Raw genomic sequence first — 22,549 nt, 5'->3', positions numbered from 1 at the left:
GGCCGTGGGCCCGCCTCGGGAGGCGGGCCCACGGCGGCGGTCACTCCATGCCGCGGCGCTTCATGAAGCGCCAGGCGATCTCCAGGGCGATGCCGCAGACCACCGCGATGGCGACGCCCGTCCACGGGTCGCGCCAGCCGACCAGACGGAGCTGGAAGAAGTCCGACAGCCACGGCACCAGCAGCACCAGCGCGAAGGCGCCGCCCATGGTGCCGATCAGCAGCAGACGCCACCAGTTGTACGGGCGGGCGACGATGGCGAGCACCCAGATGGCGATCAGGAAGAGCGTCAGGGTGGCCACGCTGGTGTCGGCCTTGAGGTCGGTCGCGTGGTCGGAGCGGGCCAGCGCGTAGGCGACGAAGGTGCCGGTGCCGGCGATGATCCCGCCGGGGACGGCGAGCCGCAGGACGCGCTTCACGAAGCCGGTGCGGGCCCGCTCGTTGTTGGGGGCGAGGGCCAGGAAGAAGGCCGGCACGCCGATGGTGAGGGTGGACAGCACGGTCGAGTGCCGGGGCAGGAACGGGTACGGCGAATGGGTGAAGATCACCAGCAGCGCCAGCAGCACCGAGTACACCGTCTTGACCAGGAACAGCCCGGCCACCCGCTCGATGTTGCCGATCACCCGGCGGCCCTCGGCGACCACCGAGGGCAGGGTCGCGAAGGAGTCGTTGAGCAGCACGATCTGGGCGACCGCCTTGGTCGCGTCCGAGCCGGTGCCCATCGCCACGCCGATGTCGGCGTCCTTGAGCGCGAGCACGTCGTTGACGCCGTCCCCGGTCATCGCCACGGTGTGGCCGCGCGACTGCAGCGCCCCGACCAGCTGGCGCTTCTGCTGCGGGGTGACCCGGCCGAAGACGCTGGTCCGGTCGGCCGTGTCGGCGAGCTCCTCCGGGTCCTCGGGCAGGGTGCGGGCGTCCAGCGGGTGGTCCGCGCCGGGCAGGCCGAGGTGGCCGGCCACCGCGCCGACCGAGACCGCCGAGTCGCCGGAGATGACCTTGGCCCGGACGTTCTGCCCCTCGAAGTAGCGCAGGGTGTCGGCGGCGTCGGCGCGCAGCCGCTGCTGGAGCACCACCAGGGCGAGCGGGGTGAGGCCGGAGGCCGGGTCGGGGGAGTCCAGCGGGACGGGCGTACGGCCCAGCAGCAGCACCCGCAGGCCCCGGGAGCCCAGCTCGTCCACCTCGACGAGGGCCGGGTGCCCGGCGGGCAGCAGGACGTCGGGGGCGCCGAGCAGCCAGCTGGCCTCGCCGCCCTGGGGCTCCAGCAGCTGCACGCCGCTCCACTTGCGGGCGGAGGAGAAGGGCATCGCCTCGATCACCCGCCAGCCGCCGCCCGGGGAGCCGTCGGCGCCGTCGCCGCGTCCGTACCTGTCGATCACGGCCTGCATGGACGGGTTGGGGCGGGCGTCGGCCCCGGCCATCACGGCGAGCGCGTGCTTGATGGTGTCCTTGTCGACCGGCTCGGGCTCGCCGTTCGAGATCATCCGCAGGTCGACCACGTCCATGCCGCCCTCGGTGAGGGTGCCGGTCTTGTCGAGGCAGACGGTGTCCACCCGGGCCAGGCCCTCGATCGCCGGGAGCTCCTGGACCAGGCACTGCTTGCGGCCCAGCCGGACCACGCCGATCGCGAAGGCCACCGAGGTCAGCAGCACCAGGCCCTCGGGGACCATCGGCACGATGCCGGCCACCATCCGGCGGACGGCCTCGCGCCAGTCGCGGCCCTCGACGGCCAGCTGGCTGATGATCAGACCGAGCGCGGTGGGGATCAGCAGGTAGGTGATGAAGCGCAGGATGCTGTCGATGCCGGTGCGCAGCTCCGACTTCACCAGGGTGAACTTGCTGGCCTCCTCGGCCAGCTGCGCGGCGTAGGCCTCCCGGCCGACCCTGGTGGCGGTGAACGCGCCCGCGCCGGCCACCACGAAGCTGCCGGACATCACCTGGTCGCCGGGGTGCTTGAGGACGGGGTCGGGCTCGCCGGTGAGCAGCGACTCGTCGATCTCCAGGCCGTCCGCCTCGGTGACGACGCCGTCCACGATCACCTTGTCGCCGATGCCGAGCAGCACGGTGTCGTCCAGGACGATCCCGGAGACGGCGATCTGCTGGACGGCGCCGTCCCGGCGGACCTGCGGGCGGGCCTCGCCGATCAGGGCCAGGCTGTCCAGGGTCTTCTTGGCGCGCAGCTCCTGGATGATGCCGATCGCGGTGTTGGCCACGATGACCAGGCCGAACAGGCCGTCCTGGATCGGTCCGACGATCAGGATGATCCCGAACATGACGCCGATGATCGCGTTGAAGCGGGTGAAGACGTTGGCCCGGACGATCTCCTTGGCGGAGCGGCTGGACCGTACCGGAACGTCGTTGACCTGCCCCTTCGCGACCCGCTCGGCCACCTCGGCGGTGGTCAGGCCGCCGCGCCGACCGGGCAGCAGCCCGAGTGGGTGTGCTCCGTCCGAGCGGTCTCCGTCGGCGGGCTGCTCTTCCGCTGGGTGGGCAGGCTGCGTCATGGCACCGACTCTACGGGTGCCTTATGCCCGATGCGTGCTACTAACGGACGAATTCAGTCCGACCGGGTGGCCTGGTTCTGGCCGTTCCCGGGGCCGTCGTTCTCCCGTGCGGCGGCCTCGGCCTCGGCGGCGCGGCTGCGGGCGATCGCGTCCCGCCGGGCGCGGCAGTACCAGAGGCCGATCAGGCCGAGCAGGCCGCCGGAGAGGCAGATCCAGGGCCAGGTGCCGTGTCCGTGGTCGGAGAGGGTGCCCTGGAAGGGGAGCAGGACCAGGAAGGCGACGAACCACAGCACCGTGCCGCCGCCGACGATGGCGACGTCGTTGGCCTCCAGCGGAGGGGGCGAGGGGTGCAGGGGCGTCTTGGGCATGGGGCCTAGCGTACGGTGCGGCGGGTGCCCGGGGGAGCCGCGCTGGCTCTACGCGCGAAGATAGCGCGTGTGCGATCCGGAAACCATACTTAATGGTCTACGCCCGGCCACCGTCGCCCCGGGCTGGTCTCCCCCTCCTCAGCTCCCCCACAGAGGACGCACGAATGCCTGTGGTCCAGCCGACCACCGAGTCGCCCGAACCCGCTGCCACCGCGCCGACGCCCCCCAACGGCGCCCTGGACCGCTACTTCAAGATCAGCGAGCGCGGCTCCACCGTGCCGCGCGAGATCCGCGGCGGTATCGCCACCTTCTTCACCATGGCGTACATCCTGGTGCTGAACCCGATCATCCTGGGCAGTGCCACGGACATGACCGGGGCTCACCTGGACAGCGCCCAGCTGGTCACCGCCACCGCCCTCACCGCGGGTCTCACCACCCTGCTGATGGGCGTGATCGGCAACGTCCCGATCGGCCTGGCGGCCGGCCTGGGCGTCAACACCATCGTCGCGCTCCAGCTCGCACCCAAGATGACCTGGCCGGACGCCATGGGCATGGTCGTGCTGGCCGGTTTCGCGATCATGCTGCTGGTCGCCACCGGCCTGCGCGAGCGGGTCATGAACGCCGTGCCGCTCGGCCTGCGCAAGGCCATCGCGATCGGTATCGGTCTGTTCATCAGCCTGGTCGGCCTGGTCGACTCCGGCTTCGTCAGCCGCATCCCGGACGTCGCGCACACCACCGTCCCGCTGCAGCTCGGCGGCAACGGCCACCTGCTCGGCTTCCCGGTGCTGATCTTCGTCGTCGGCCTGGTGCTCACCCTGATCCTGCTGATCCGCAAGGTGCCCGGCGCCATCCTGATCAGCATCGCGGTCTCCACCGCGATCGCCGTCGTGATCGACAAGGTCGCCGACGTCCCGGCGCTCAAGTGGGGCCTCACCGTTCCCACCTGGCCGGGCAACCCGGTGGCCGCCCCGGACTTCGGCCTGGTCGGCAAGGTCAGCCTGTTCGGCGGCTTCGAGAAGGTCGGCGTGCTGACCGGCGTGCTGTTCGTCTTCACCGTCCTGATGTCCTGCTTCTTCGACGCGATGGGCACCATCCTCGGCGTCGCCGACGAGGCCAAGCTGCTGGACGCGAAGGGCGACCTGCCGGGCATCAACAAGATCCTGATGGTCGACGGCATCGCCACCGCGGCCGGCGGCGCCACCTCCTCCTCCGCCAACACCTGCTTCGTCGAGTCCACCGCCGGCGTCGGCGAGGGCGCCCGCACCGGCTTCGCCTCGATCGTCACCGGCCTGCTCTTCGTGGTGGCGCTCTTCCTCACCCCGCTCGCCACCATGGTCCCCGCCCAGGCCGCCACCCCGGCCCTGATCACGGTCGGCTTCCTGATCCTGGCGAACTCCATCAAGGAGATCGACTGGGCGGACTACACCATCGCGATCCCGGCCTTCCTGACCATCGTGATGATGCCGTTCACCTACTCGATCACCAACGGCATCGGCTTCGGATTCATCTCCTTCTGCATCCTGCGCCTGGCCGCCGGCCGCGGCCGCAGCGTCCCGATCCCGCTCTACGCGGTCGCCGCGGTCTTCGCCTTCTACTACCTGATGCCGGCCCTCGGCCTGCTCTGACCCCTCTCCACCGGGTTTCCACGGCCCCGCGCTCCCCGGAGCGCGGGGCCGTTTTCGATTTCGAGGGCGCGGGCTTGACCGGGGGTGCTTCGAAGCTGTCAAAAAGGGGACGGTGTACAGCAGTTGGCGGCGGGCATACTGCCTGGACGGAGACGGGGAGGGGACTCGACCGATGGTGTACAAGGATCCGCCCGGGGGAGTCGAGGCGCAGCTGCTGCCGGAGCTGTTCTGGCGGGCGGACAAGGCCTCGCAGGACGGTCAGCGCGAGACGTTGCGCTGGTACCGGGGACTGATCGCGATGCTGGTGATCGCGGCGCTGATCGGGTCGCTCCCGGGCCCGGACCACAAGGGCGACGGCGACATCGCGCCACTGTTCTCGGTGGCCGCGTTCCTGATCGCCGGCTACTTCTGGTCGCGGCTGCGCCGCAGCAATCCGCAGGGCCGCTGGTACGAGGCGCGGGCGGCGGCCGAGTCGGTCAAGACGCTGGCCTGGAAGTACAGCGTGCGGGCCCGGCCCTTCGACGGCGAGGCCGAGTCGGCGGACGTCGACCGCGGCTACCTGCTCCAGGTCGAGGACGTGCTGCGGGCCTTCGAGGACCCGGAGATCGTGCCTCCCGGCAGCGTCCCCGAGATCACCGAGGAGATGCGGCGCGCGCGGGCCGACAGCCTGACCGCCCGGCGCACCCTGTACCTGCGCACCCGGGTCGAGGGCCAGCGCACCTGGTACCGCGCCCGGGCCGAGGCCTGCGACTCCCAGGCGGTCTCCTGGGGGCTCGGCATCGCGGTGCTGATCATCGTCGGCGCGGCGGCGGCCATCGCCCAGGCCACCGGCACGCTGCAGGTGCACATCTTCGGAGCCAGCTCGGCCGCGGCCGCCTCGATCATCGCCTGGACGCAGCTCAAGCAGCTCCGCCCGCTGGCCACCGCCTACCAGTTGGCCGCGCGCGAGCTGGAGAACGTCGGCAACCAGCTCTCCGACCTCGACCTCAAGGCGCCGGACGCCGAGGCGCGCTGGGCCCGGCTGGCCGCCGAGGCGGAGGACGCCGTCTCCCGGGAGCACACCACCTGGCGGGCCCGCCGGGCGTTCCCGCGCTAGCCGGGCGTTCCTGCGCCGGCCGGGCGTTCCCGCGCCAGTCCAACTCCGGGAGGAGGCTGGGGAGATACCGCGAAGCGGGAGGCACAGGTGTGCGGGCTGCGTGAGGGTAGGGCGGCGAGGCGCGGAACGTAATCATTACGTGTCCATGCCCTGGTTTCATCGCCTCCGCGCGACCCGAAGTCCCTGCCGGAGGCCCCCTTGCGCATTCTCCTGATCGCCACCGCGTTCAACAGCCTGACCCAGCGCGTCCACACCGAGCTGCGGCGGCGCGGCCACCAGGTCGCCGTCCAACTCGCGCTCGGCGACGAGCAGATGAGGGCGGCGGTGGACCGCGTCGACCCCGAACTGATCATCTGCCCGATGCTCACCAGGGCCGTCCCGGCGGACATCTGGTCCGCCCGGACGGTCCTGATCGTGCATCCGGGCCCGAAGGGCGACCGCGGCCCGTCCTCGCTCGACTGGGCGATCACCGAGGGCGCCCGGCACTGGGGCGTCACCGTGCTGCAGGCCGTCGAGGAGATGGACGCGGGCGACATCTGGGCCTCCGTGGAGTTCCCCGTCCCCGACTGCGGCAAGAGCGAGCTGTACCGGGGCGAGGTCGCCGACGCCGCCGTCGAGGCCGTGCTGCTGGCCGTCCAGCGCTACCAGGGCGGGCTGTTCACCCCCGAGCCGCTGGACTACGGCCGCCCGGACGTGCAGGGCGAGCTGCGGCCGTTCCTCAGGCAGGACGTGCGCCGGATCGACTGGCAGCACGACGACACCGCCACCGTGCTGCGCAAGCTGCGCGCCGCCGACTCCCAGCCCGGCGTGCTGGACGAGCTGTACGGGCGCGAGTTCTTCCTGCACGGCGGCCACCCCGAGGACCGGCTGCGCGGCCCGGAGCCCGGCGCCGTCCTGGCGACCAGGGACGGCGCGATCTGCCGGGCCACCGTGGACGGCGCGGTCTGGATCCCGCAGCTGCGCCCGCGCCGCACCCCCGGCGGGCCCACCCCCTTCAAGCTGCCGGCCGCCACGGTGCTCGCCGACGAGCTGCACCGGGTCCGCGAGGTGCCGGTGACCCCGGCGGAGGCCGCCGGCCGGGACACCTGGTCGGAGCTGCGCTACCGCGAGGAGGGCGAGGTCGGCTTCCTCGAATTCGCCCACGCGGGCGGGGCGATGAGCACCGGGCAGTGCCGCCGCCTGCTCGCCGCCTACCGGGAGGCGGCCGAGCGGCCCACCTCGGTGCTGGTGCTCGGCGCGCCCCGGGACTTCTACTCCAACGGGATCCACCTCAATGTCATCGAGGGCGCGGCCTTCCCGGCGCTGGAGTCCTGGGAGAACATCAACGCGATGGACGACCTGGTCGAGGCGGTCCTGACCACCGGCGACAAGCTGACCGTCGCCGCGCTGGCCGGAAACGCGGCGGCCGGCGGCCTGATGCTGGCGCTCGCCGCCGACGAGGTCTGGTGCCGGGAGTCGGCGGTGCTCAACCCGCACTACCGGCTGATGGGCCTGTACGGCTCCGAGTACTGGACGTACACCCTGCCGCGCCGGGTCGGCGCCGAGCAGGCCGGGCGGCTCGCCACCGAGGCGCTGCCGGTCGGCGCCGAACACGCCCACCGGATCGGCCTGGTGGACCGTACGGCCGGCGGGGGCGCCGCCGAGTTCCGCCGCTGGGTGGCCCGGGAGGCCGCCCGGCTGGCCGCCTCGCCGGAGCTCACCGGGCGACTGGTGGACAAGAAGCGCCGCCGGGCCGAGGACGAGGAGGCGAAGCCGCTGGCCGAGTACCGGGCGGAGGAACTGCGCCGGATGCACGCCAACTTCTACCGGGCGGGCGAGCCGTACCACGCGCTGCGGCGGGACTTCGTGCGCAAGGTCTGCCCGGTGGCCACGCCGGAGCACCTGACCGGGCTGCTCGGACCGTCGTGAGTGGGGCGACGCCCGGCCGGGGTGGGGGGCCCGGCCGGACGTCCGTTCCTGTGGGCTCAGTTGCGCGTGCCCGCCCCGCCCAGCGGCCGCCGCCGGTCGGGCACCCGGTCGGGCTGCGGGCCGCGGGCGGCGCGCGAGGCGCGGGCGGGCCGCGCCGGCAGCGGGGCCGCCGGGCCGACCAGCAGCGGCTGCGGGGTGCTCAGGCTCGGCGAGACGGCGAAGGCCAGCGAGCCGAAGAACACGTAGCAGCCGAGCCCGACCCCGAGCGGGAAGATGAACTGGAGGGCCATCACGCCGCCCTGGGTGGAGTGCGAGTAGTCCAGCCGGACCGACAGCGCCGCCATGCCGGTGTAGTGCATCGCGCAGACGGCCACGCCCATCACCGGCGCGGCCGCCAGCACGGCGAGGGTGCCCCGGATGTTCAGCGCGGCCCAGAGCGCGGCCGTCGCCGCGACCACCGCGATGGCGACGGACAGCGCCACCGTCAGGTGGTCGTACCCGAGCCGGCCGGGCAGCACCATGGCGGCCATGCCCAGGTAGTGCATGGCGGCGACCCCGAGCCCGGTGGTCAGCCCGCCGACCAGCAGCGACAGCGCGGGGCGGCGGCGCCAGTACCCGACGGTGAACAGCCCGACGCCGACCACCGCGACGGCGACCAGCAGGCTCAGCACGGTCAGCGCGGGCTGGTAGCTGATCTCGACGCCGGTGACGGAGAAGCCGAGCATCGCGATGAAGTGCATGGACCAGATCCCGGCGCCGAGCGAGGTCGAGGCGAAGAGCAGCCAGACCACCCGGGTGCGGCCCTGTGAGACGAGTGCCCAGCGGGCGCTGCGCAGGGCGACGAAGGCGCCGAGGCAGGCGACGAAGTACGAGACCGCCGGTGTCACCCAGCCGTGGTCGGCATGATGGATCTCACCCAAGAGAGCTCCCTGGACGGATGCGGGGATGGGGGCGCCAGGGTTCGGGCGGAGGTGCGGGGCCCGCGGTACGGACGGTGGAACGCGCGCGGGGGTGGGCGCGGTGGGGGATCCGCCGAGGGGGCCTGGCATGTGGTGCCCCTGACAACGGGGACAGTAGCCACTGCCCGGCGGTCGCACAATGTTCGTGTTTTTCGTGAAATGCCTGGTCAGCGTGGGCCTTTACGCGGCCTGCATGATCTTGGCACCAAGCCCTGACACCGCCTGCGCACGGCCCCCCGGTGCCTCACTGCTCCAGGGGGGCCAGCCCGAACGGGTGGCCCGCCGGGTCGATCAGCACCCTGAGGGTGCGGCCGTGCTGGTAGGTCGGCTCGGTCGCGCCGAGCGCGAGGGCCTTCGCGGTGGCCTCGTCCAGGTCGTCGACGTAGAAGTCGAGGTGGAAGTGCTTGCTGCCGTCCGGCTCGGTCCACGGCTCCGGGCGGTAGTGCACCACCCGGCCGAAGCCCAGCGGGCTGCCGCCCTCGGGGTTGTCCAGGATCGCGAAGTTCTCGTCCACGTGCCGGGTCTCCCAGCCGAGCAGCTCGCCGTAGAAGGAGGCCAGCGCGACCGGGTCGGCGCAGTCGATGGTGACCATGGCGAGCCGGGCGAAGCCGGTGTCGTCGGGCGCGAGCTGTTCGGAGGCGAGGTCGGACATGGCTGGTCGCCCTTCCTGGAGTCGCGAGCGGTGATCCAAGGTGATCCAAGACCCAATATGGCACCGGGTCGATCTTCCGGCGCGGTGGGAACCCGTTTTTCCTTAGCGAGAGTAATGACGTAAGCTAAAGAGATGCCCGAGATGTCCGAGCAGGACCTCGCAGCGATCTCTCAGCTGCGATCGTCCACGATGCGCCTCTCCCGACGACTCAAACACCAGCGGGTGGAGGAGTCGCTGAGTCCCACCGAGATGGGAGTGCTGGGCACCCTCGCCCGGTGCGGAAAGGCGACGCCGGGTGAGCTCGCCCGGAAGGAGCACGTGCAGCCTCCTTCGATGACCAGGATCGTCGCGATGCTGGAGGAGAAGGGGCTGGTGCGGCGCGAGCCGCACCCCGAGGACCGCCGCCAAGTGGTCGTCAGCAGCACCGAGCAGGCCGAGGCGATCCTCGCGGAGAGCCGTCGGCGCCGAAACGTCTGGCTCGCCGAGCTCGCCCAGGGGCTCGACGAGGAGGAGTGGGCCGTCCTCCGGGAGGCCGCGCCCGTGCTCTACAAGCTCGCACACCTCTAGGCACACCGAACCCGGCCGGCCGCCGGGAGGAGAAGGAGCCCGCATCACCGCAGGACCGACCACCGACACCAGGAGCGCGACGGCCACCGCCAAGGCCGTCGCGCTACGAGGGGAGACCACCGTGACACCGCCGGCCGCAGCCAGCGCCGCCGCCATCCGTACCGACGAGCAGACCACCGACCCCGCCGCGGCCAGCGCCGCGGCCGCCGACGCCCAGGCCCCCGCCCCCAGCGGACTGCCCGGCAACGGCGACGACGACCCCGACGAACGCACCGCGGCGGACGAACCCGCCGCTCCCGGCCGGACCCACCCGGCCTCGTCTCCGACCGGCGCCCGCTTCACCCGGCCCGGGGGGATGTTCTCCTCGCTGCGCGTTCGCAACTACCGCTACTACTTCGCCGGCCAGGTGGTGTCCAACACCGGCACCTGGATGCAGCGCATCGCCCAGGACTGGCTGGTGCTGAGCCTCACCGGCAGCCCGCTCGCGGTCGGCATCACCACCGCGATGCAGTTCCTGCCGATGCTGCTGCTCGGCCTGTTCGGCGGGGTGCTCGCCGACCGGATGCCCAAGCGCCGGTTGCTGATCCACACCCAGGGCGCGATGGGCCTGCTCGCCGCGGGCCTGGCCGTCCTGACCGTCGGCGGCGTGGTGACGCCGTACTACGTGTACGCCTTCGCGCTGCTGCTCGGCCTGGTCACCGTGGTGGACAACCCGGCCCGGCAGGCGTTCGTCGCCGAGATGGTCGGGCCCAAGGACCTCGCCAACGCCGTCAGCCTGAACGCCGCCAACTTCCAGACCGCCCGGCTGATCGGCCCCGCCGTCGCGGGCCTGCTGATCGCCGCGGTCGGCAGCGGCTGGGCGTTCGCCGTCAACGCGCTGTCCTTCGCCGCCGTGATCGGCGGACTGCTCGCGATGCGGGAGAGCGAACTGCGCCCGACCGAGCCGATCGCCCGCGAGAAGGGCCAGCTGCGCGAGGGCCTGCGGTACGTGAAGGAGCGGCCCGAGCTGCTCTGGCCGATGGTGCTGGCCGGCTTCATCGGCACCTTCGGCTTCAACTTCCCGACGCTGCTGTCCGGTTTCGCGTACGACACCTTCAAGGTGGGCGCGGGGCAGTACGGCCTGCTGAACACCGCGATGGCGGTCGGCTCGCTGGCCGGCGCGCTGTTCGCGGCCCGTCGGGGCGCGCCCCGGCTGCGGCGGCTGGTCGGCGCGGCGCTGGCCTTCGGCACGCTGGAGGTGGTCGCGGCCTTCGCGCCCGACTACTGGACCTTCGCGCTGCTGCTGATGCTGGTCGGGGTGTTCGGGCTGAGCTTCAACACCTCGGTCAACTCCTCGCTCCAGCTGGCCACCGACCCGGAGATGCGCGGCCGGGTGATGGGCCTGCTGGTGCTGGTCTTCACCGGCGGCACGCCGATCGGCGCCCCGATCGTCGGCTGGGTGACCGCCTCGTACGGGCCCCGGCTGGGCCTGCTGGCCTGCGGGCTGGTGTCCGCGCTGGCCGCCGCCGCGGTCGGCCTGGTGCTGGCCCGCAGCGCCGACCTGCGGGTGCGCGTCGACCTGCACCCCGGCCGTGGCGGCCGGGTGGTGGCCTTCGTGCCGCGGACCGCTTCGAGGAGCAAGTCGGAGCTGGCCACGGCCTGCTGACGGCCGGTCGGGTTTCCCCGGAGATCGTCGGGATCTCCGGGGGAACCCGGGGCGTCAGAGCCGGACTTCTCAGAGCCGGACTCCTCAGGGCCGGATTCCTCAGGGCCGGATTTCTCAGAGCCGGATTTCGAGGACCTGGCCGGGCCAGACGCCGCGCGGCTGCTCGACCTCGAAGGTCTCGGTCTCGGTGAAGCCGAGCGCCCGGTACTGGGCGACCAGCTTGCGGTCGGCGCCGCCGTAGCAGTCCACCCGCAGCAGGCCGATGCCGCGCCGGCGGGCCTCCTCGATCGCGTCGGCGATCAGGGCGGCGCCGATGCCCGAGCCCTTGCGGCTGCGGTCGGTGACCAGGTTGCGGACGTACAGCTCGCGCTCGTTCACGGCGGGGATCCACTTCCCGCGGTCCTCGGAGAGCACGCAGCAGCCGACCGTGCGGCCGTCCTCGTCCACCGCGAGCCGGATCAGGAACGGTTCGGCGGCGTACGAGGAGACCTGCTCGACCCGGGCCGGGTTGGTGCTGAACGGCTGGTCGCCCCACTGGCCGGTGCGGTCCTGGCCGGTCAGCCAGGTGACGGCGCCGTCGAGGAGGGCGAGGATGTCGGGGACGTCGTCGGGGCCGCCGGTGCGGATGTCGATCTTCATGGAAGAACGTTCTAGCCCAGATCGGGGAGCGCGGAAAGATGCCCCGCGCCCCGTGCGAAAGGCGAGAATGGCCGTATGAGGCTGTTCGTGGCGGTGCTGCCGCCGGTCGTGGCGTTGCAGGGGCTCTTCGACGCGGTCGCGCCGGTGCGCGGGCTGCCCGGGGCGGACCGGCTGCGCTGGACGACCGTCGAGGGCTGGCACCTGACCCTGGCCTTCCTCGGCCAGGTGCAGGCCGAGCGGCTGCCGGAGCTGGAGACGGGCCTGGCCGCCGTCGCCGAGGCGCACCCGGTGCACCGGCTGCGGATCGCGGGCTCCGGCCGGTTCGGCGACCGGGTGCTCTGGGCCGGGATCGAGGGCCAGACCTGGGCGCTGCGCCGGCTCGCCGAGGCGGTCGCCGAGGCCACCGCCGACGTGACCGGGGAGACCGACGCCTTCGCCTTCCACCCGCACCTCACCCTGGCCCGGGCCGGCTCCTCGCGCGGCCACCGGCGGGCCGTCCAGCGGGTCGCGGCGGCCGAGCTGGACGCGCTGGCGGCGGCACTGGCGGACTACCGGGGGCCGGAGTGGGAGGCCGCCGAGCTGCACCTGATGAAGAGCGACCTGGACGGGGGCTTCGCCCACTACGAGTCGCTGCGCTCCTGGGCGCTGGCCGACTGGAGCTGAGGCCGACCTGAACTGAGGCCGACCTGAACTGGGGCCGACCGGAGCCGAGCCGGGGAGCTGAGCCGGGCCTCCGGTTCGTCCCGGTGCGAGCCACGGGTACGCTCGATGACCGTGGATCCCAAGACTCGTATGCGCATCGTCTCCGGCACCCTGGTGCTGCTGCTGGTCGTCGTGCTGATCAGCTCACTGGTCGGCAAGTAGCCCTGGAACGGCGAGAGGGCCACCGCCCGCAGGCGGTGGCCCTCAGCCGTGCTCGGAGGCCGTCAGAGCTGCTCGACCACGTAGTCGATGCAGTGGGTGAGCGCCTCGACGTCCGCCGGGTCGATAGCCGGGAACATCGCGATGCGCAGCTGGTTGCGGCCCAGCTTGCGGTACGGCTCGGTGTCCACGATGCCGTTGGCACGCAGTGCCTTGGCGACCGCGGCGGCGTCCACCGACTCGTCGAAGTCGATGGTGCCGACCACCTGGGAGCGCTCGGCCGGGTTCGCCACGAACGGGGTCGCGAAGGAGGACTTCTCGGCCCAGGAGTACAGCCGGGAGGAGGAGTCGGCCGTACGGGCGACGGCCCAGTCCAGCCCGCCGTTGCCGTTCAGCCACTCCAGCTGGTCGGCCAGCAGGAACAGCGTGGCGATCGACGGGGTGTTGTACGTCTGGTCCTTCGACGAGTTGTCGATGGCCGTCGGCAGCGAGAAGAACGGCGGGATGTAGCGGTCGGAGCCGGCGATCTCGGCGGCGCGCTCCAGGGCGGCCGGGGAGAAGGTGGCCAGCCACAGGCCGCCCTCGGAGGCGAAGGACTTCTGCGGCGCGAAGTAGTAGACGTCGGTCTCGGTGATGTCGACCGGCAGGCCGCCGGCGCCCGAGGTGGCGTCCACCAGCACCAGCGAGCCCTGGTCGGCGCCGGCCGGGCGCTTGATCGGCATCGCGACGCCGGTCGAGGTCTCGTTGTGGGTGAGGCCGTAGACGTCCACGCCCGCCTCGGCGACCGGCAGCGGGTGGGTGCCCGGGGCGGTCTTGATCACGGTCGGCTCGGCCAGCCACGGCGCGGCCTTGACCGAGGAGGCGAACTTCGAGGAGAACTCGCCGAAGTCCAGGTGCTGGGACTTCTCCCGGACCAGGCCGAAGGCCGCGATGTCCCAGAAGGCGGTGGAGCCGCCGTTGCCGAGGACGACCTGGTAGTCGTCCGGCAGGGAGAAGAGGCTGCTCACACCCTCGCGCACGCGCTTGACCAGGTTCTTGACCGGGGCCTGGCGGTGCGAGGTGCCGAGCAGGGAGGCCTGGGTGGCGGCGAGGGCACTGAGGGCCTCGGGGCGCACCTTGGACGGTCCGCAGCCGAAACGGCCGTCTGCGGGCTTGATGTCAGCGGGGATCTGGATCTGAGCCACGGGCGCAGCCTACCGGCCGGTGGCTCGTCGGAGGTACGGTCGTCCGCCCGCTGAGATTGTGATCTTCGCTGCCCGGAGACGCCGCCAGCGGGCCCGGCCGGAGCCGGACCCGCTGGTCAGGGGTGGTGCGGAGCCGTCGGCCCGGCGTGTTCAGCGCTTGATGGCGTCCCAGCCCTCGATCTCCTCGGGGCGGCGCGGGCCGGGGCCCACGTAGCGCGCGGAGGGGCGCACGAGGCGTCCGGTGCGCTTCTGCTCCAGGATGTGCGCCGACCAGCCCGCCGTGCGCGCGCAGGTGAACATCGAGGTGAACATGTGCGCCGGGACCTCGGCGAAGTCCAGCATGATGGCGGCCCAGAACTCGACGTTGGTGGCCAGCACGCGGTCCGGGCGGCGGTTGTGCAGCTCCTCCAGGGCGGCCTTCTCCAGTGCCTCGGCGACCTCGAAGCGCGGCGCGCCGAGCTCCTTGGCGGTGCGGCGCAGCACCCGGGCGCGCGGGTCCTCGGCGCGGTAGACGCGGTGGCCGAAGCCCATCAGGCGCTCGCCCTTGTCCAGCGCGTTCTTGACCCAGGCGGTCGCGTCGCCGGTGCGCTCGATCTCCTCGATCATGCCCAGCACGCGGGAGGGCGCGCCGCCGTGCAGCGGGCCGGACATCGCGCCGACCGCGCCGGAGAGCGCGGCCGCGACGTCGGCGCCGGTGGAGGCGATGACCCGGGCGGTGAAGGTGGAGGCGTTCATGCCGTGCTCGGCGGCCGAGGTCCAGTAGGCGTCGACGGCCTTGACGTGCTTCGGGTCCGGCTCGCCGCGCCAGCGGATCATGAACCGCTCGACCACGGTCTCGGCCTTGTCGATCTCGCTCTGCGGGACCATCGGCAGGCCCTGGCCGCGGGCCGACTGGGCGACGTACGACAGCGCCATCACGGCGGCCCGGGCGAGGTCGTCGCGGGCCTGCTCGGCCGAGATGTCCAGCAGCGGCCTGAGGCCCCAGACCGGGGCGAGCATGGCCAGCGCGGACTGGACGTCGACCCGGATGTCGCCGGAGTGGACCGGGATCGGGAAGGGCTCGGCGGCCGGCAGGCCGGGGTTGAACTTGCCGTCCACCAGCAGGCCCCAGACGTGGCCGAAGGAGACGTTGCCGACCAGGTCGTCGATGTCGACACCGCGGTACCGCAGGGCGCCGCCTTCACGGTCGGGCTCGGCGATCTCGCTCTCGAACGCGACGACTCCCTCAAGCCCGGGTACGAAATCGGACATGCGACGGCTCCTTCAGTTCTGCGATCGGTGCTCCGCCGTGGTGGGGCGGCGCGCCAGTGACCGAATCGTGGTTGGCACTCCGTGCCAGAGTGACAGGCACGGGGTGCATTGCGCCATACACCACGGTGGTGATGTTTCCCCGGGGGCCGCTTGACCTTCCCGCCGTCCCCGCCGAGGGCCGGTCGCGCTCGGGCGGGCCATCGGAACCAAACGCCCCGTTCCGGACAATTCCCCGCAGGACGGGCACCCAAGCGGTGGCGGGTCACCTGAACTCCGGCCGAGGTTTGTCCGGAGGTAGCGGTGCCGGTTGCTTGTCGTACGGGATGATGTTGACGTGCAGACCCCGGAACGCGCCCAGTCGACGCCCCCGAGCCCCGCCACCCGGACCCTGGCCGACGAGGCCCGCCCCGGCCCGGACCTCACCGTGATGCGCAAGCACTACAGCCACGAGGGACTGGTCGAGGAGCAGCTCGCGCCCGAGCCCGTCGGCCAGTTCACCCGCTGGTTCCACGAGGCGGACGACGCGGGGGTGGTGGAACCCAACGCCATGGTGCTCTCCACCGCCGACGCCCAGGGGCGGCCCAGCTCCCGCACGGTCCTGCTCAAGGCCTACGACGCGCGCGGCTTCGTGTTCTTCACCAACTACGGCTCCCGCAAGGGCTCCGAACTCGCCGCCAACCCGTACGCCGGGCTGCTCTTCCCGTGGATCGCGCTGGCCCGCCAGGTGATCGTCCAGGGGCGGGTGGAGAAGGTCGGCCGGGACGAGACCGCCGCCTACTTCCGCACCCGCCCGCACGGCTCCCAGCTCGGTGCCTGGGCCAGTGAGCAGTCCAGCCCGGTCAGCGGCCGCGACGTCCTCGAACAGCGCTACGCCGAACTGGAGCGCCGCTACCCCGAGGGCGAGGGCGTTCCCGTCCCGCCGTTCTGGGGCGGCTACCGGGTGGTCCCGGAGAGTGTCGAGTTCTGGCAGGGGCGGGAGAACCGTCTGCACGACCGCCTCCGCTACGTTGCCGACCCGGCGAGCCCGACCGGCTGGCGGGTGGAGCGGCTCTGCCCGTGACCCGGGGGGCGGGGGAGCGGCTCCGCCGGGGGACGGACGGCTCGCGCGCCGGGTGACGACGGTCGGCGTGTGCGGGTACGTTGGGCGCGAGCCACCCGTGATTCGAAGGGGTTCGGACTTCAGATGCGTGAGACCGCGATGCCTGAATCCACCGCCGCTGTCGAACTCCCGTCCGCCGGGCCGGATCCCGATCCCGACCGGTCAGGACCCACGCTCGACGAGCTCCTGGCCCGCTGCACGCCCGAGGCCGTCGGGCGGCTGATGCGCCGGGTCGGCCTCGCCGGCGAGGGCCCCGGCCTCATGCCGGTGATGCGGTTCTCGTCCGCGATCTGACCGGCCGGGCCGTTCGCGCCGCCGGCGGTACCGACCGGGGTGCTCCGACCTGCGATTCCGCCCGGATGTTCCGCATCCGGGCGCGCTTGCGTCAACTCCTAGTACGGTAGGCCACGTTGGCCGACCGGGGGGTGCCGTGGAGCCCTACTTCTTCTTCAGTTACGCACGGCGGGACCACCTTGCCGGCGGCGCCTTCGTCGACCAGTTCTTCCACGACCTCAAGGACGAACTGGCCCGCATCGAGCCCGCGGCCGGTGCCGGCGAACTCGGCTACCGCGACACCGAACGGCTGCGCGTCGGCGACGACTGGGAGCAGCAGCTCTCCGGGATGGTCGCCTCCTGCCGCAGCATGGTCGCGCTGTACTCGCCGGCCTACTTCGGCAGCCCGTACTGCGGCAAGGAGTGGACCGCCTTCCACGAACGGGTGCGCCGGCACCGGGAGTTGACCGGGGAGGCGGTTCCGGCCCTGATCCCGGTGCTGTGGGAGCCGCCGCCGCAGGAACTGCCCGTCGAGGTGCAGCGGATCCAGTACGTCCAGCACGACATGGGCGAGGCCTACGCCGCCGGCGGGCTGCACGCGCTGCTGCGCGCGGAGCCGTACGGGCCCGACTACCTGAGGGTGGTCAAGGTCATCGCCGAACGGGTGCGGGACGCCGCGCTGCGGCCGGTCACGGTGCTGACGGCGCTGGACCTCGGCGCGGTGGACGGCTGCTTCCCGCTGCCCGCCGCCGAGCCTCCGCCGGCCCGGACCGGCCTGGTCCGGCTGTTCGTGGCGGCGGACCGGTCGCTGCCGGGGGCGGCCGCGGCGCAGGAGCCGTACCGCGGCGGCTGGTACGGCCCGCAGCCCTGGGACTGGGCGCCCTACCACCCGCCGACCCTGCCCTCGCTGGTCGCCCGCGCCCAGCAGGTGATCACCAGGGCCGGGCACATCACCACCCTGGACGAGGTGGGGCCGGGCCTGGCCGCCGACCTGGACCGGGCCCGGGAGAACAACCAGGTCAGCGTGCTGCTGGTGGACCCGTGGTCGGCGGGGCGGGAGCCGTACCGGCAGGCGCTGCGCGAGTACGACGGCCAGAACCACCCGGTCACCGGGGTCCTGGTGCCCACCGGCACCGACGACCCGCCCGAGGGGCCGGCCCGCGCGCAGTTGTGGGGAGGGGTGCGCGCGGTGTTCCCGCGCAACTGGTTGCACCGTTCCGGGCCCGAGCCGCTCTTTCGGGTGCACGTGACCAGGGAACGATTCGAGATTGAACTCCTCAGGGCCGTGTCCGTGGCCCAGAACCGGCTGTTGGACGAGGAGGAAACCAGCGATCCGGTTGCCGCCCGCGCGTCGTTCGGGCTCGGTGCGGAGACGGCGTCCCTGCCCGGCCCGTCCCTACCCGGTCTGGCCATCCCGGCCTGGCCGCCGGCGGACTCGGAGCGCCTGCCGCCCCGGCCGCGCCGACCGCCCAGGATCGCCCCCGACCAGCCGCGTGAAGGAGACCCGCAGCGATGACCGCCGACCAGGCCGTGCCGGTAGAAGCCGGGACCGCCGCCCCGCCGGCGACCGGCTCGGTCGTCACGTTCTACTCCTTCAAGGGAGGGACCGGCCGGACCATGGCCCTGGCCAACCTCGGCTGGATCCTGGCCAGCCAGGGCCTGCGCGTGCTGGTGGTGGACTGGGACCTCGAAGCCCCCGGCCTGCACCGCTACTACCACCCGCTGCTGATCGACCCCGAACTGCACGACACCCCGGGCCTGATCGACCTGCTGCGCGCCTACGTGGACCAGGCGCTGCCCGGTGCCGGCGACACCTCCGCCGCCGGACCGCGGGAATGGCTCACCACGCCGGGCCGGCTCGACGGCTACCTGTGCGGCCTCGCCCTCGACCTGCCGTCCGACGGCCGCCTCGACCTGATGCCGGCCGGGCGGCAGAACGGGGCCTACTCGGCGGCCGTCACCAGTTTCAACTGGCGCAGCTTCTACACCCGGGCGGACGTCCGCGGGGCGGAGTTCCTGACCGCTCTGCGGGAGCAGTGGACCGGCGCATATGACTATGTGTTGATTGATAGTCGGACCGGGGTCAGTGACACCTCGGGCATCTGTACCGTGCTGATGCCCGACAGCGTCGTCGACTGCTTCACCCTGGGCGCCCAGAGCATCCGCGGCGGTGTCGACGCGGCCCGCGCCATCGCCGAGGCCGACGTCCGGGAGATCCGGGTGCTCCCGGTGCCGATGCGGGTCGAGGAGACCGAACGGGCCGGGCTCGCCGCCGGCCGCGACCTCGCCCACGACGCCTTCGCCCCGTACCTGGGCCGTTGGCTCGGCGCCGACCGCCGGACGGCGTACTGGCGGGACGTGGAGGTGCCGTACAAGCCCTTCTACGCCTACGAGGAGGTGCCGGCGACCGTCGTCGACCGGCCGGGGCAGAACCGCAGCCTGCTCAGCGCCTTCGAGCGGCTGGCGGACTGGCTCACCGACGGGCGCGTGCGGGAACTGGCGCCCGTCCCGGACCGGGTGCGCCGCCGGCTCTACGCGGCCTACCTGCGGCCCGGGCGGGCCAGGTCCCGCCGGGTGCACGTGAGTTACGCCCCGGGGGACCGGATCTGGGCGGAGTGGGCGGCCGGTGCGATGGCCGGGTTCGGCTACCTGGTCTCGCTGCACAGCGTGGCCGTGCCGCAGGACGGGAGCGGCGCGCTGCCGGAGGCCGACGGGCCGGCGGAGGGCGACGGGCGGGTGCTGGCGCTGCTGTCGCCCGAGTACCGGGCGTTCCCGAGGGCGGGCGAGCTGTGGCGCCGGCTCGGTGCGGGGGAGGGCGGCGCGCTGCTGGCGGTGTCGCTGGAGGCGGAGCCGCTCGACGGGGAGGCGCTCGACGGGGAGGCGGCGGGGGCGGTGGAGGCCGGGGAGCCGTTCGACGGCTGGCCGGTCGCGGACCGCTCGGCGGTCCAACTGGCCGGCTGCCCGGCGGAGCTGGCGGAGTCCCGGCTGTTCGAGCTGCTCGGCCCGCCGCCCGGTGCCGGGCGCTGGGTCGGGGCCGAGGACGAGCCCCCGCCGCCGCCCGCCCGCTTCCCCGGAAGCCGCCCGGTGGTGCACACCCTGCCGCCGCGCGACCCGGCCTTCACCGGCCGGGGGAGGCTGCTCGACCGCCTCCGGGACGGCTTCACGACTCCCGGCCGGGCCCGCTCCGTCCAGATGCTGTACGGCATGGGAGGGGTCGGCAAGTCGCAGACCGCCGCCGAGTACGCCCACCGCTTCGCGGCCGCGTACGACGTCGTGTGGTGGATCCGGGCCGAGGAGCCGGCCGGTGTCCCGCAGCAGCTCGCCGACCTCGCCGCCGAGCTCGGGCTGCCCGCCGACCAGGACGTCCAGCGGGCCGCCGCCGGCCTGCTGCGCCACCTCGACCGGGGGCAGCCGTACGGGCGCTGGCTGCTGGTCTACGACAACGCCGAGGACCCGGACCGCCTGACCCCCTGGCTGCCCGCGGGGACGGCCGACGGGCACGTGCTGGTGACCTCGCGCAACCGGCGCTGGGCGAGGCACCCCGGCCGCGTGGAGGTCACGGTGTTCGACCGGGCCGAGAGCGTCCGGCTGATGCGGCGGTTCAACCCCGCGATGCGGCAGGTCGAGGCCGACCGCATCGCCGAACTGCTCGGCGACCTCCCGCTCGCGGTCGGCCAGGCCGCGCGGTGGCTGCAGGAGACGCCGATGCCGGCCGCCACCTACCTGCACATGCTGGGCGAGGCGCTCACCGAGGTGCTGGACCGGCCCGTTCCCGGCGAGTACTCCACCGCCACCGCCGCCACCGCCCGGATCGCGGGCGCCGACCTGCGCCGCGTCAACGCCCCGGCGATGCGGCTGTTGGAACTGTGCGGCTTCCTCGGGCCGGACGCCATCCCCGTCGAGCTGTTCTACAGCGAACCGGCCGTCCGGGCGATCAGGCCGCCGCAGGGCGAGGACGAGCGGATGGCGGTCGGGGAGATCCTGCGGACCGTCAACCAGTACGGCCTGGTCCGCTACGACGCGGAGGGCGGCGGCACGCTCGGGGTGCACCGGATCGTCCAGGCGCTGCTGCGGGACCAGGTGGCCGAGGCCGACCGGCCGGCCGTCCGGGCCGCCGTGCACGGCGCGCTGGCGCTGACCGGCTCCGGCGACCCGGACCGGACGGAGGACTGGCCCCGGTTCGCGGCGCTGCTGCCCCACCTGGGGCCGTCCGGCGCGGTGGAGAGCGCCGATCCGCAGGTGCGGCGGTGGATCACCGCCTCGGTCCGCTACCTGCGCCACCGGGGGCTGCTGGAGGCCGCCCGCGAACTCGCCGGGCGGGCGCTGGCGCACTGGGGCGAGGGGGAGCTCCCCGCGCTGACGCTCCAGGTCGAACTCGGCAACGTGCTGCGGCTCCAGGGCGCGGCGCAGGAGGCGTACCGCACCGACCGGGAGGCGTGGGAGCGGCTGACCGACCTGCTCGGCCCCGACCACCTGCACACCATCGCCGCCGCCGCCGGACTCGGCGGAGACCTGCGTCAACTCGGCCGCTACTCCGAGGCGCAGGCGTTCGACCGGCGGACGCTGGAGGCCGCCGAGCGGGTCCTCGGGCCGCACCACCCGCGCACCATGATGAGCCTCAACAACCTGGCCGTCTCCGACTTCCTGGCCGGCGACCTCGGCGACTCCGTCGAAGGCCACTCGACCGCCATGGCCCGCCAGCGGTCGGTGCTCGGCGAGGACGACCTGTACACCCTCATCTCCGAACTCAACCGGGGCCGCGCCCTGCGCGAGGCCGGGCGGTACGAGGAGGCGCGGGCCGCACTCGCGGACACCGTCGAGCGCTCCCGCGCGCGCTACGGCGAGGACCACGACGGCACCCTGCGCGGTCTGCGGCACCTCGGTGCCGCGCTGCTGCGGCTCGGCCGGTACGAGGAGGCCCGGGCCGCCGACGAGGAGGCGCACCGCCGGCTGCTGGCCCGGTTCGGGGCCGACCACCCGGAGACCGCGGCCGCCGCCGGGAACCTCGCCGTCGACCTCGCCGCGCTCGGCGAGAACGGGCGCGCGGTCGAGCTGGCCCGGGCGGTGTTCGAATACCACCGGGCCCACCTCGGCGAGGAGTACCCGACCACCCTGATCGCCGCCGGGAACCTCGCGGTGCTGCTGCGCCGGGACGGCCGCGCGCAGGAGGCCGCGGCACTGTCCGGGCGGGTGCTGGAGGGGCTGCGGGCGCAGTTGGGGGAGCGGCACCGGTACGTCGGGGCGGCGCTGCTGAACCACGCCAACTCGCTGACGGCCGTGGGCGATCAGGCCGGTGCTCGGGAGCTGGACGAGCGGGCCGCGGAGGTGCTGGCGGAGTCGCTGGGGCCGGACCACCCCGACTCCCGGGCGGCGTTCGGCAACCTCGCGCTCGGCCGGGCCGGTGGCGGTGTCGGTGACGGGGCCGGTGACGGGGCCGGTGCTTCCGGGCGGGTGGACATCTTCGTGGAGGCGCCGCCGGTGTGATCAAGCCCGGCCCTCGTAGGATCCTGTGCGCCGGTCGAGTGCCCTCGCGCGACCGCTGGACGGGTGAACTTTTGGCGAGACGCCGCAGCCCGCAGGGGGTAGTGGGCAGTTAGGGCTCTGTAAGGGAGCGTCGCGACCTGCCCGTGCGCAGTACTCTTGCGACCAAGCCGGGGTATATACCCGGCGGTGCTTCTCTCTAACCCCCTTCGCGGAAGAGAATCGAACATGACACCCGCACTGGACACCATTCCCCGCACTGAACTGACGTCGCCTCAGCAGGCTCCGCAGGCTCAGGGCGACGACCGGCCGTCGCTGGACGACCTCGCCCGACTGGGCGCGGAGGAACTCGCCGCCAGGCTCCGCCGCGCCCTCCCCGACACCGGAGCCGGCGTTCCGGTCGCCGCCTTCAACTCCTCCATCTGATCGGCCGACCCGACG

18 protein-coding genes are annotated in these 22,549 nt (G+C 73.1%); 11 read left to right on the top strand and 7 right to left on the bottom strand.

What is annotated here, in order from left to right; all coding sequences use genetic code 11:
• Positions 1 to 40: 40 nt before the first annotated feature.
• Positions 41 to 2,500: an HAD-IC family P-type ATPase gene (locus RZ50_RS06390; protein WP_196948212.1), complete on the bottom strand. Its 2,460-nt coding sequence runs from the start codon at positions 2,498 to 2,500 to the stop codon at positions 41 to 43.
• A 53-nt stretch (positions 2,501 to 2,553) separates the two neighbouring features.
• On the bottom strand, positions 2,554 to 2,868 hold the full coding sequence (locus tag RZ50_RS06385) for a DUF2530 domain-containing protein (protein ID WP_196948213.1): 315 nt from the start codon (positions 2,866 to 2,868) through the stop codon (positions 2,554 to 2,556).
• 164 nt (positions 2,869 to 3,032) lie between these two features.
• Between RZ50_RS06385 and RZ50_RS06380 the strand changes: the two genes are divergently transcribed.
• The 3 genes from RZ50_RS06380 to RZ50_RS06370 all read left to right on the top strand — a co-directional run bounded on the left by RZ50_RS06380 (position 3,033) and on the right by RZ50_RS06370 (position 7,497).
• Positions 3,033 to 4,493 (top strand): NCS2 family permease, encoded by a 1,461-nt coding sequence (locus RZ50_RS06380; protein ID WP_196948214.1) that lies wholly within the window; start codon positions 3,033 to 3,035, stop codon positions 4,491 to 4,493.
• Positions 4,494 to 4,665: 172 nt separating this feature from the next.
• Positions 4,666 to 5,589 (top strand): DUF4231 domain-containing protein, encoded by a 924-nt coding sequence (locus RZ50_RS06375; protein WP_196948215.1) that lies wholly within the window; start codon positions 4,666 to 4,668, stop codon positions 5,587 to 5,589.
• 198 nt (positions 5,590 to 5,787) lie between these two features.
• Entirely contained in the window at positions 5,788 to 7,497 is a 1,710-nt protein-coding gene (locus tag RZ50_RS06370; RefSeq protein WP_196948216.1) for a hydrogenase maturation protein, read from the top strand.
• A gap of 56 nt (positions 7,498 to 7,553) precedes the next feature.
• On the opposite strand, the gene RZ50_RS06365 is transcribed toward RZ50_RS06370, so the two are convergent.
• Entirely contained in the window at positions 7,554 to 8,417 is an 864-nt protein-coding gene (locus RZ50_RS06365) for an MHYT domain-containing protein (RefSeq protein ID WP_217680280.1), read from the bottom strand.
• Between the two features lie 283 nt (positions 8,418 to 8,700).
• Positions 8,701 to 9,108 (bottom strand): VOC family protein, encoded by a 408-nt coding sequence (locus tag RZ50_RS06360; RefSeq protein ID WP_196950817.1) that lies wholly within the window; start codon positions 9,106 to 9,108, stop codon positions 8,701 to 8,703.
• Positions 9,109 to 9,240: 132 nt separating this feature from the next.
• Between RZ50_RS06360 and RZ50_RS06355 the strand changes: the two genes are divergently transcribed.
• Complete coding sequence (locus tag RZ50_RS06355) at positions 9,241 to 9,675, top strand: MarR family winged helix-turn-helix transcriptional regulator (protein ID WP_045692358.1); 435 nt, start codon at positions 9,241 to 9,243, stop codon at positions 9,673 to 9,675.
• 121 nt (positions 9,676 to 9,796) lie between these two features.
• A complete protein-coding gene (locus RZ50_RS06350) occupies positions 9,797 to 11,320 on the top strand; it encodes an MFS transporter (RefSeq protein ID WP_308271503.1) in 1,524 nt (507 codons plus the stop codon).
• A 114-nt stretch (positions 11,321 to 11,434) separates the two neighbouring features.
• On the opposite strand, the gene RZ50_RS06345 is transcribed toward RZ50_RS06350, so the two are convergent.
• Positions 11,435 to 11,959, bottom strand: a complete 525-nt coding sequence (locus tag RZ50_RS06345; protein WP_196952850.1) for a GNAT family N-acetyltransferase — start codon at positions 11,957 to 11,959, stop codon at positions 11,435 to 11,437.
• Between the two features lie 75 nt (positions 11,960 to 12,034).
• Here RZ50_RS06345 and thpR point away from each other — a divergent pair, with 75 nt between their 5' ends.
• Positions 12,035 to 12,622: an RNA 2',3'-cyclic phosphodiesterase gene (gene thpR / locus RZ50_RS06340; RefSeq protein ID WP_196952851.1), complete on the top strand. Its 588-nt coding sequence runs from the start codon at positions 12,035 to 12,037 to the stop codon at positions 12,620 to 12,622.
• 263 nt (positions 12,623 to 12,885) lie between these two features.
• Here the strand turns inward: thpR and serC are convergent, their stop codons facing one another.
• Positions 12,886 to 14,004, bottom strand: coding sequence for a phosphoserine transaminase (serC, locus tag RZ50_RS06335; protein ID WP_196952852.1), 1,119 nt, complete (start codon positions 14,002 to 14,004; stop codon positions 12,886 to 12,888).
• Positions 14,005 to 14,154: 150 nt separating this feature from the next.
• The gene (locus RZ50_RS06330; RefSeq protein WP_196952853.1) at positions 14,155 to 15,255 is read right to left on the bottom strand and encodes a citrate synthase 2; all 1,101 of its coding nucleotides are present in this window, start codon (positions 15,253 to 15,255) and stop codon (positions 14,155 to 14,157) included.
• A 334-nt stretch (positions 15,256 to 15,589) separates the two neighbouring features.
• Between RZ50_RS06330 and pdxH the strand changes: the two genes are divergently transcribed.
• From pdxH to RZ50_RS06305, 5 genes are all read left to right on the top strand, one after another.
• The gene (gene pdxH, locus RZ50_RS06325) at positions 15,590 to 16,315 is read left to right on the top strand and encodes a pyridoxamine 5'-phosphate oxidase (protein ID WP_374199878.1); all 726 of its coding nucleotides are present in this window, start codon (positions 15,590 to 15,592) and stop codon (positions 16,313 to 16,315) included.
• Between the two features lie 138 nt (positions 16,316 to 16,453).
• On the top strand, positions 16,454 to 16,648 hold the full coding sequence (locus RZ50_RS06320) for a hypothetical protein (protein ID WP_196952854.1): 195 nt from the start codon (positions 16,454 to 16,456) through the stop codon (positions 16,646 to 16,648).
• Positions 16,649 to 16,784: 136 nt separating this feature from the next.
• Complete coding sequence (locus RZ50_RS06315; RefSeq protein WP_196952855.1) at positions 16,785 to 18,143, top strand: TIR-like protein FxsC; 1,359 nt, start codon at positions 16,785 to 16,787, stop codon at positions 18,141 to 18,143.
• Positions 18,140 to 22,111, top strand: coding sequence for an FxSxx-COOH system tetratricopeptide repeat protein (gene fxsT, locus RZ50_RS06310; protein ID WP_196952856.1), 3,972 nt, complete (start codon positions 18,140 to 18,142; stop codon positions 22,109 to 22,111). Before RZ50_RS06315 ends, fxsT begins: the two co-directional genes overlap by 4 nt.
• 225 nt (positions 22,112 to 22,336) lie before the next feature.
• Positions 22,337 to 22,534: a hypothetical protein gene (locus RZ50_RS06305; protein ID WP_196952857.1), complete on the top strand. Its 198-nt coding sequence runs from the start codon at positions 22,337 to 22,339 to the stop codon at positions 22,532 to 22,534.
• The last annotated feature ends 15 nt before the right edge of the window (positions 22,535 to 22,549 follow it).

It is taken from the genome of Kitasatospora sp. SUK 42, assembly GCF_015776785.2.
Classification (GTDB): domain Bacteria; phylum Actinomycetota; class Actinomycetes; order Streptomycetales; family Streptomycetaceae; genus Kitasatospora.
The sequence above is the reverse complement of the archived record's forward strand: the minus strand, read 5'-3'. Positions and strand labels throughout refer to the sequence as shown.

Excerpts from the sequence above, each read along its gene's own strand:
- fxsT (WP_196952856.1), top strand. The coding sequence starts at position 18,140 with ATGACCGCCGACCAGGCCGTGCCGGTAGAAGCCGGGACCGCCGCCCCG.
- RZ50_RS06330 (WP_196952853.1), bottom strand. The coding sequence starts at position 15,255 with ATGTCCGATTTCGTACCCGGGCTTGAGGGAGTCGTCGCGTTCGAGAGC.
- RZ50_RS06385 (WP_196948213.1), bottom strand. The coding sequence starts at position 2,868 with ATGCCCAAGACGCCCCTGCACCCCTCGCCCCCTCCGCTGGAGGCCAAC.
- RZ50_RS06305 (WP_196952857.1), top strand. The coding sequence starts at position 22,337 with ATGACACCCGCACTGGACACCATTCCCCGCACTGAACTGACGTCGCCT.
- RZ50_RS06380 (WP_196948214.1), top strand. The coding sequence starts at position 3,033 with ATGCCTGTGGTCCAGCCGACCACCGAGTCGCCCGAACCCGCTGCCACC.
- RZ50_RS06355 (WP_045692358.1), top strand. The coding sequence starts at position 9,241 with ATGCCCGAGATGTCCGAGCAGGACCTCGCAGCGATCTCTCAGCTGCGA.
- RZ50_RS06375 (WP_196948215.1), top strand. The coding sequence starts at position 4,666 with ATGGTGTACAAGGATCCGCCCGGGGGAGTCGAGGCGCAGCTGCTGCCG.
- RZ50_RS06345 (WP_196952850.1), bottom strand. The coding sequence starts at position 11,959 with ATGAAGATCGACATCCGCACCGGCGGCCCCGACGACGTCCCCGACATC.
- RZ50_RS06360 (WP_196950817.1), bottom strand. The coding sequence starts at position 9,108 with ATGTCCGACCTCGCCTCCGAACAGCTCGCGCCCGACGACACCGGCTTC.
- RZ50_RS06320 (WP_196952854.1), top strand. The coding sequence starts at position 16,454 with ATGCCTGAATCCACCGCCGCTGTCGAACTCCCGTCCGCCGGGCCGGAT.
- RZ50_RS06390 (WP_196948212.1), bottom strand. The coding sequence starts at position 2,500 with ATGACGCAGCCTGCCCACCCAGCGGAAGAGCAGCCCGCCGACGGAGAC.
- thpR (WP_196952851.1), top strand. The coding sequence starts at position 12,035 with ATGAGGCTGTTCGTGGCGGTGCTGCCGCCGGTCGTGGCGTTGCAGGGG.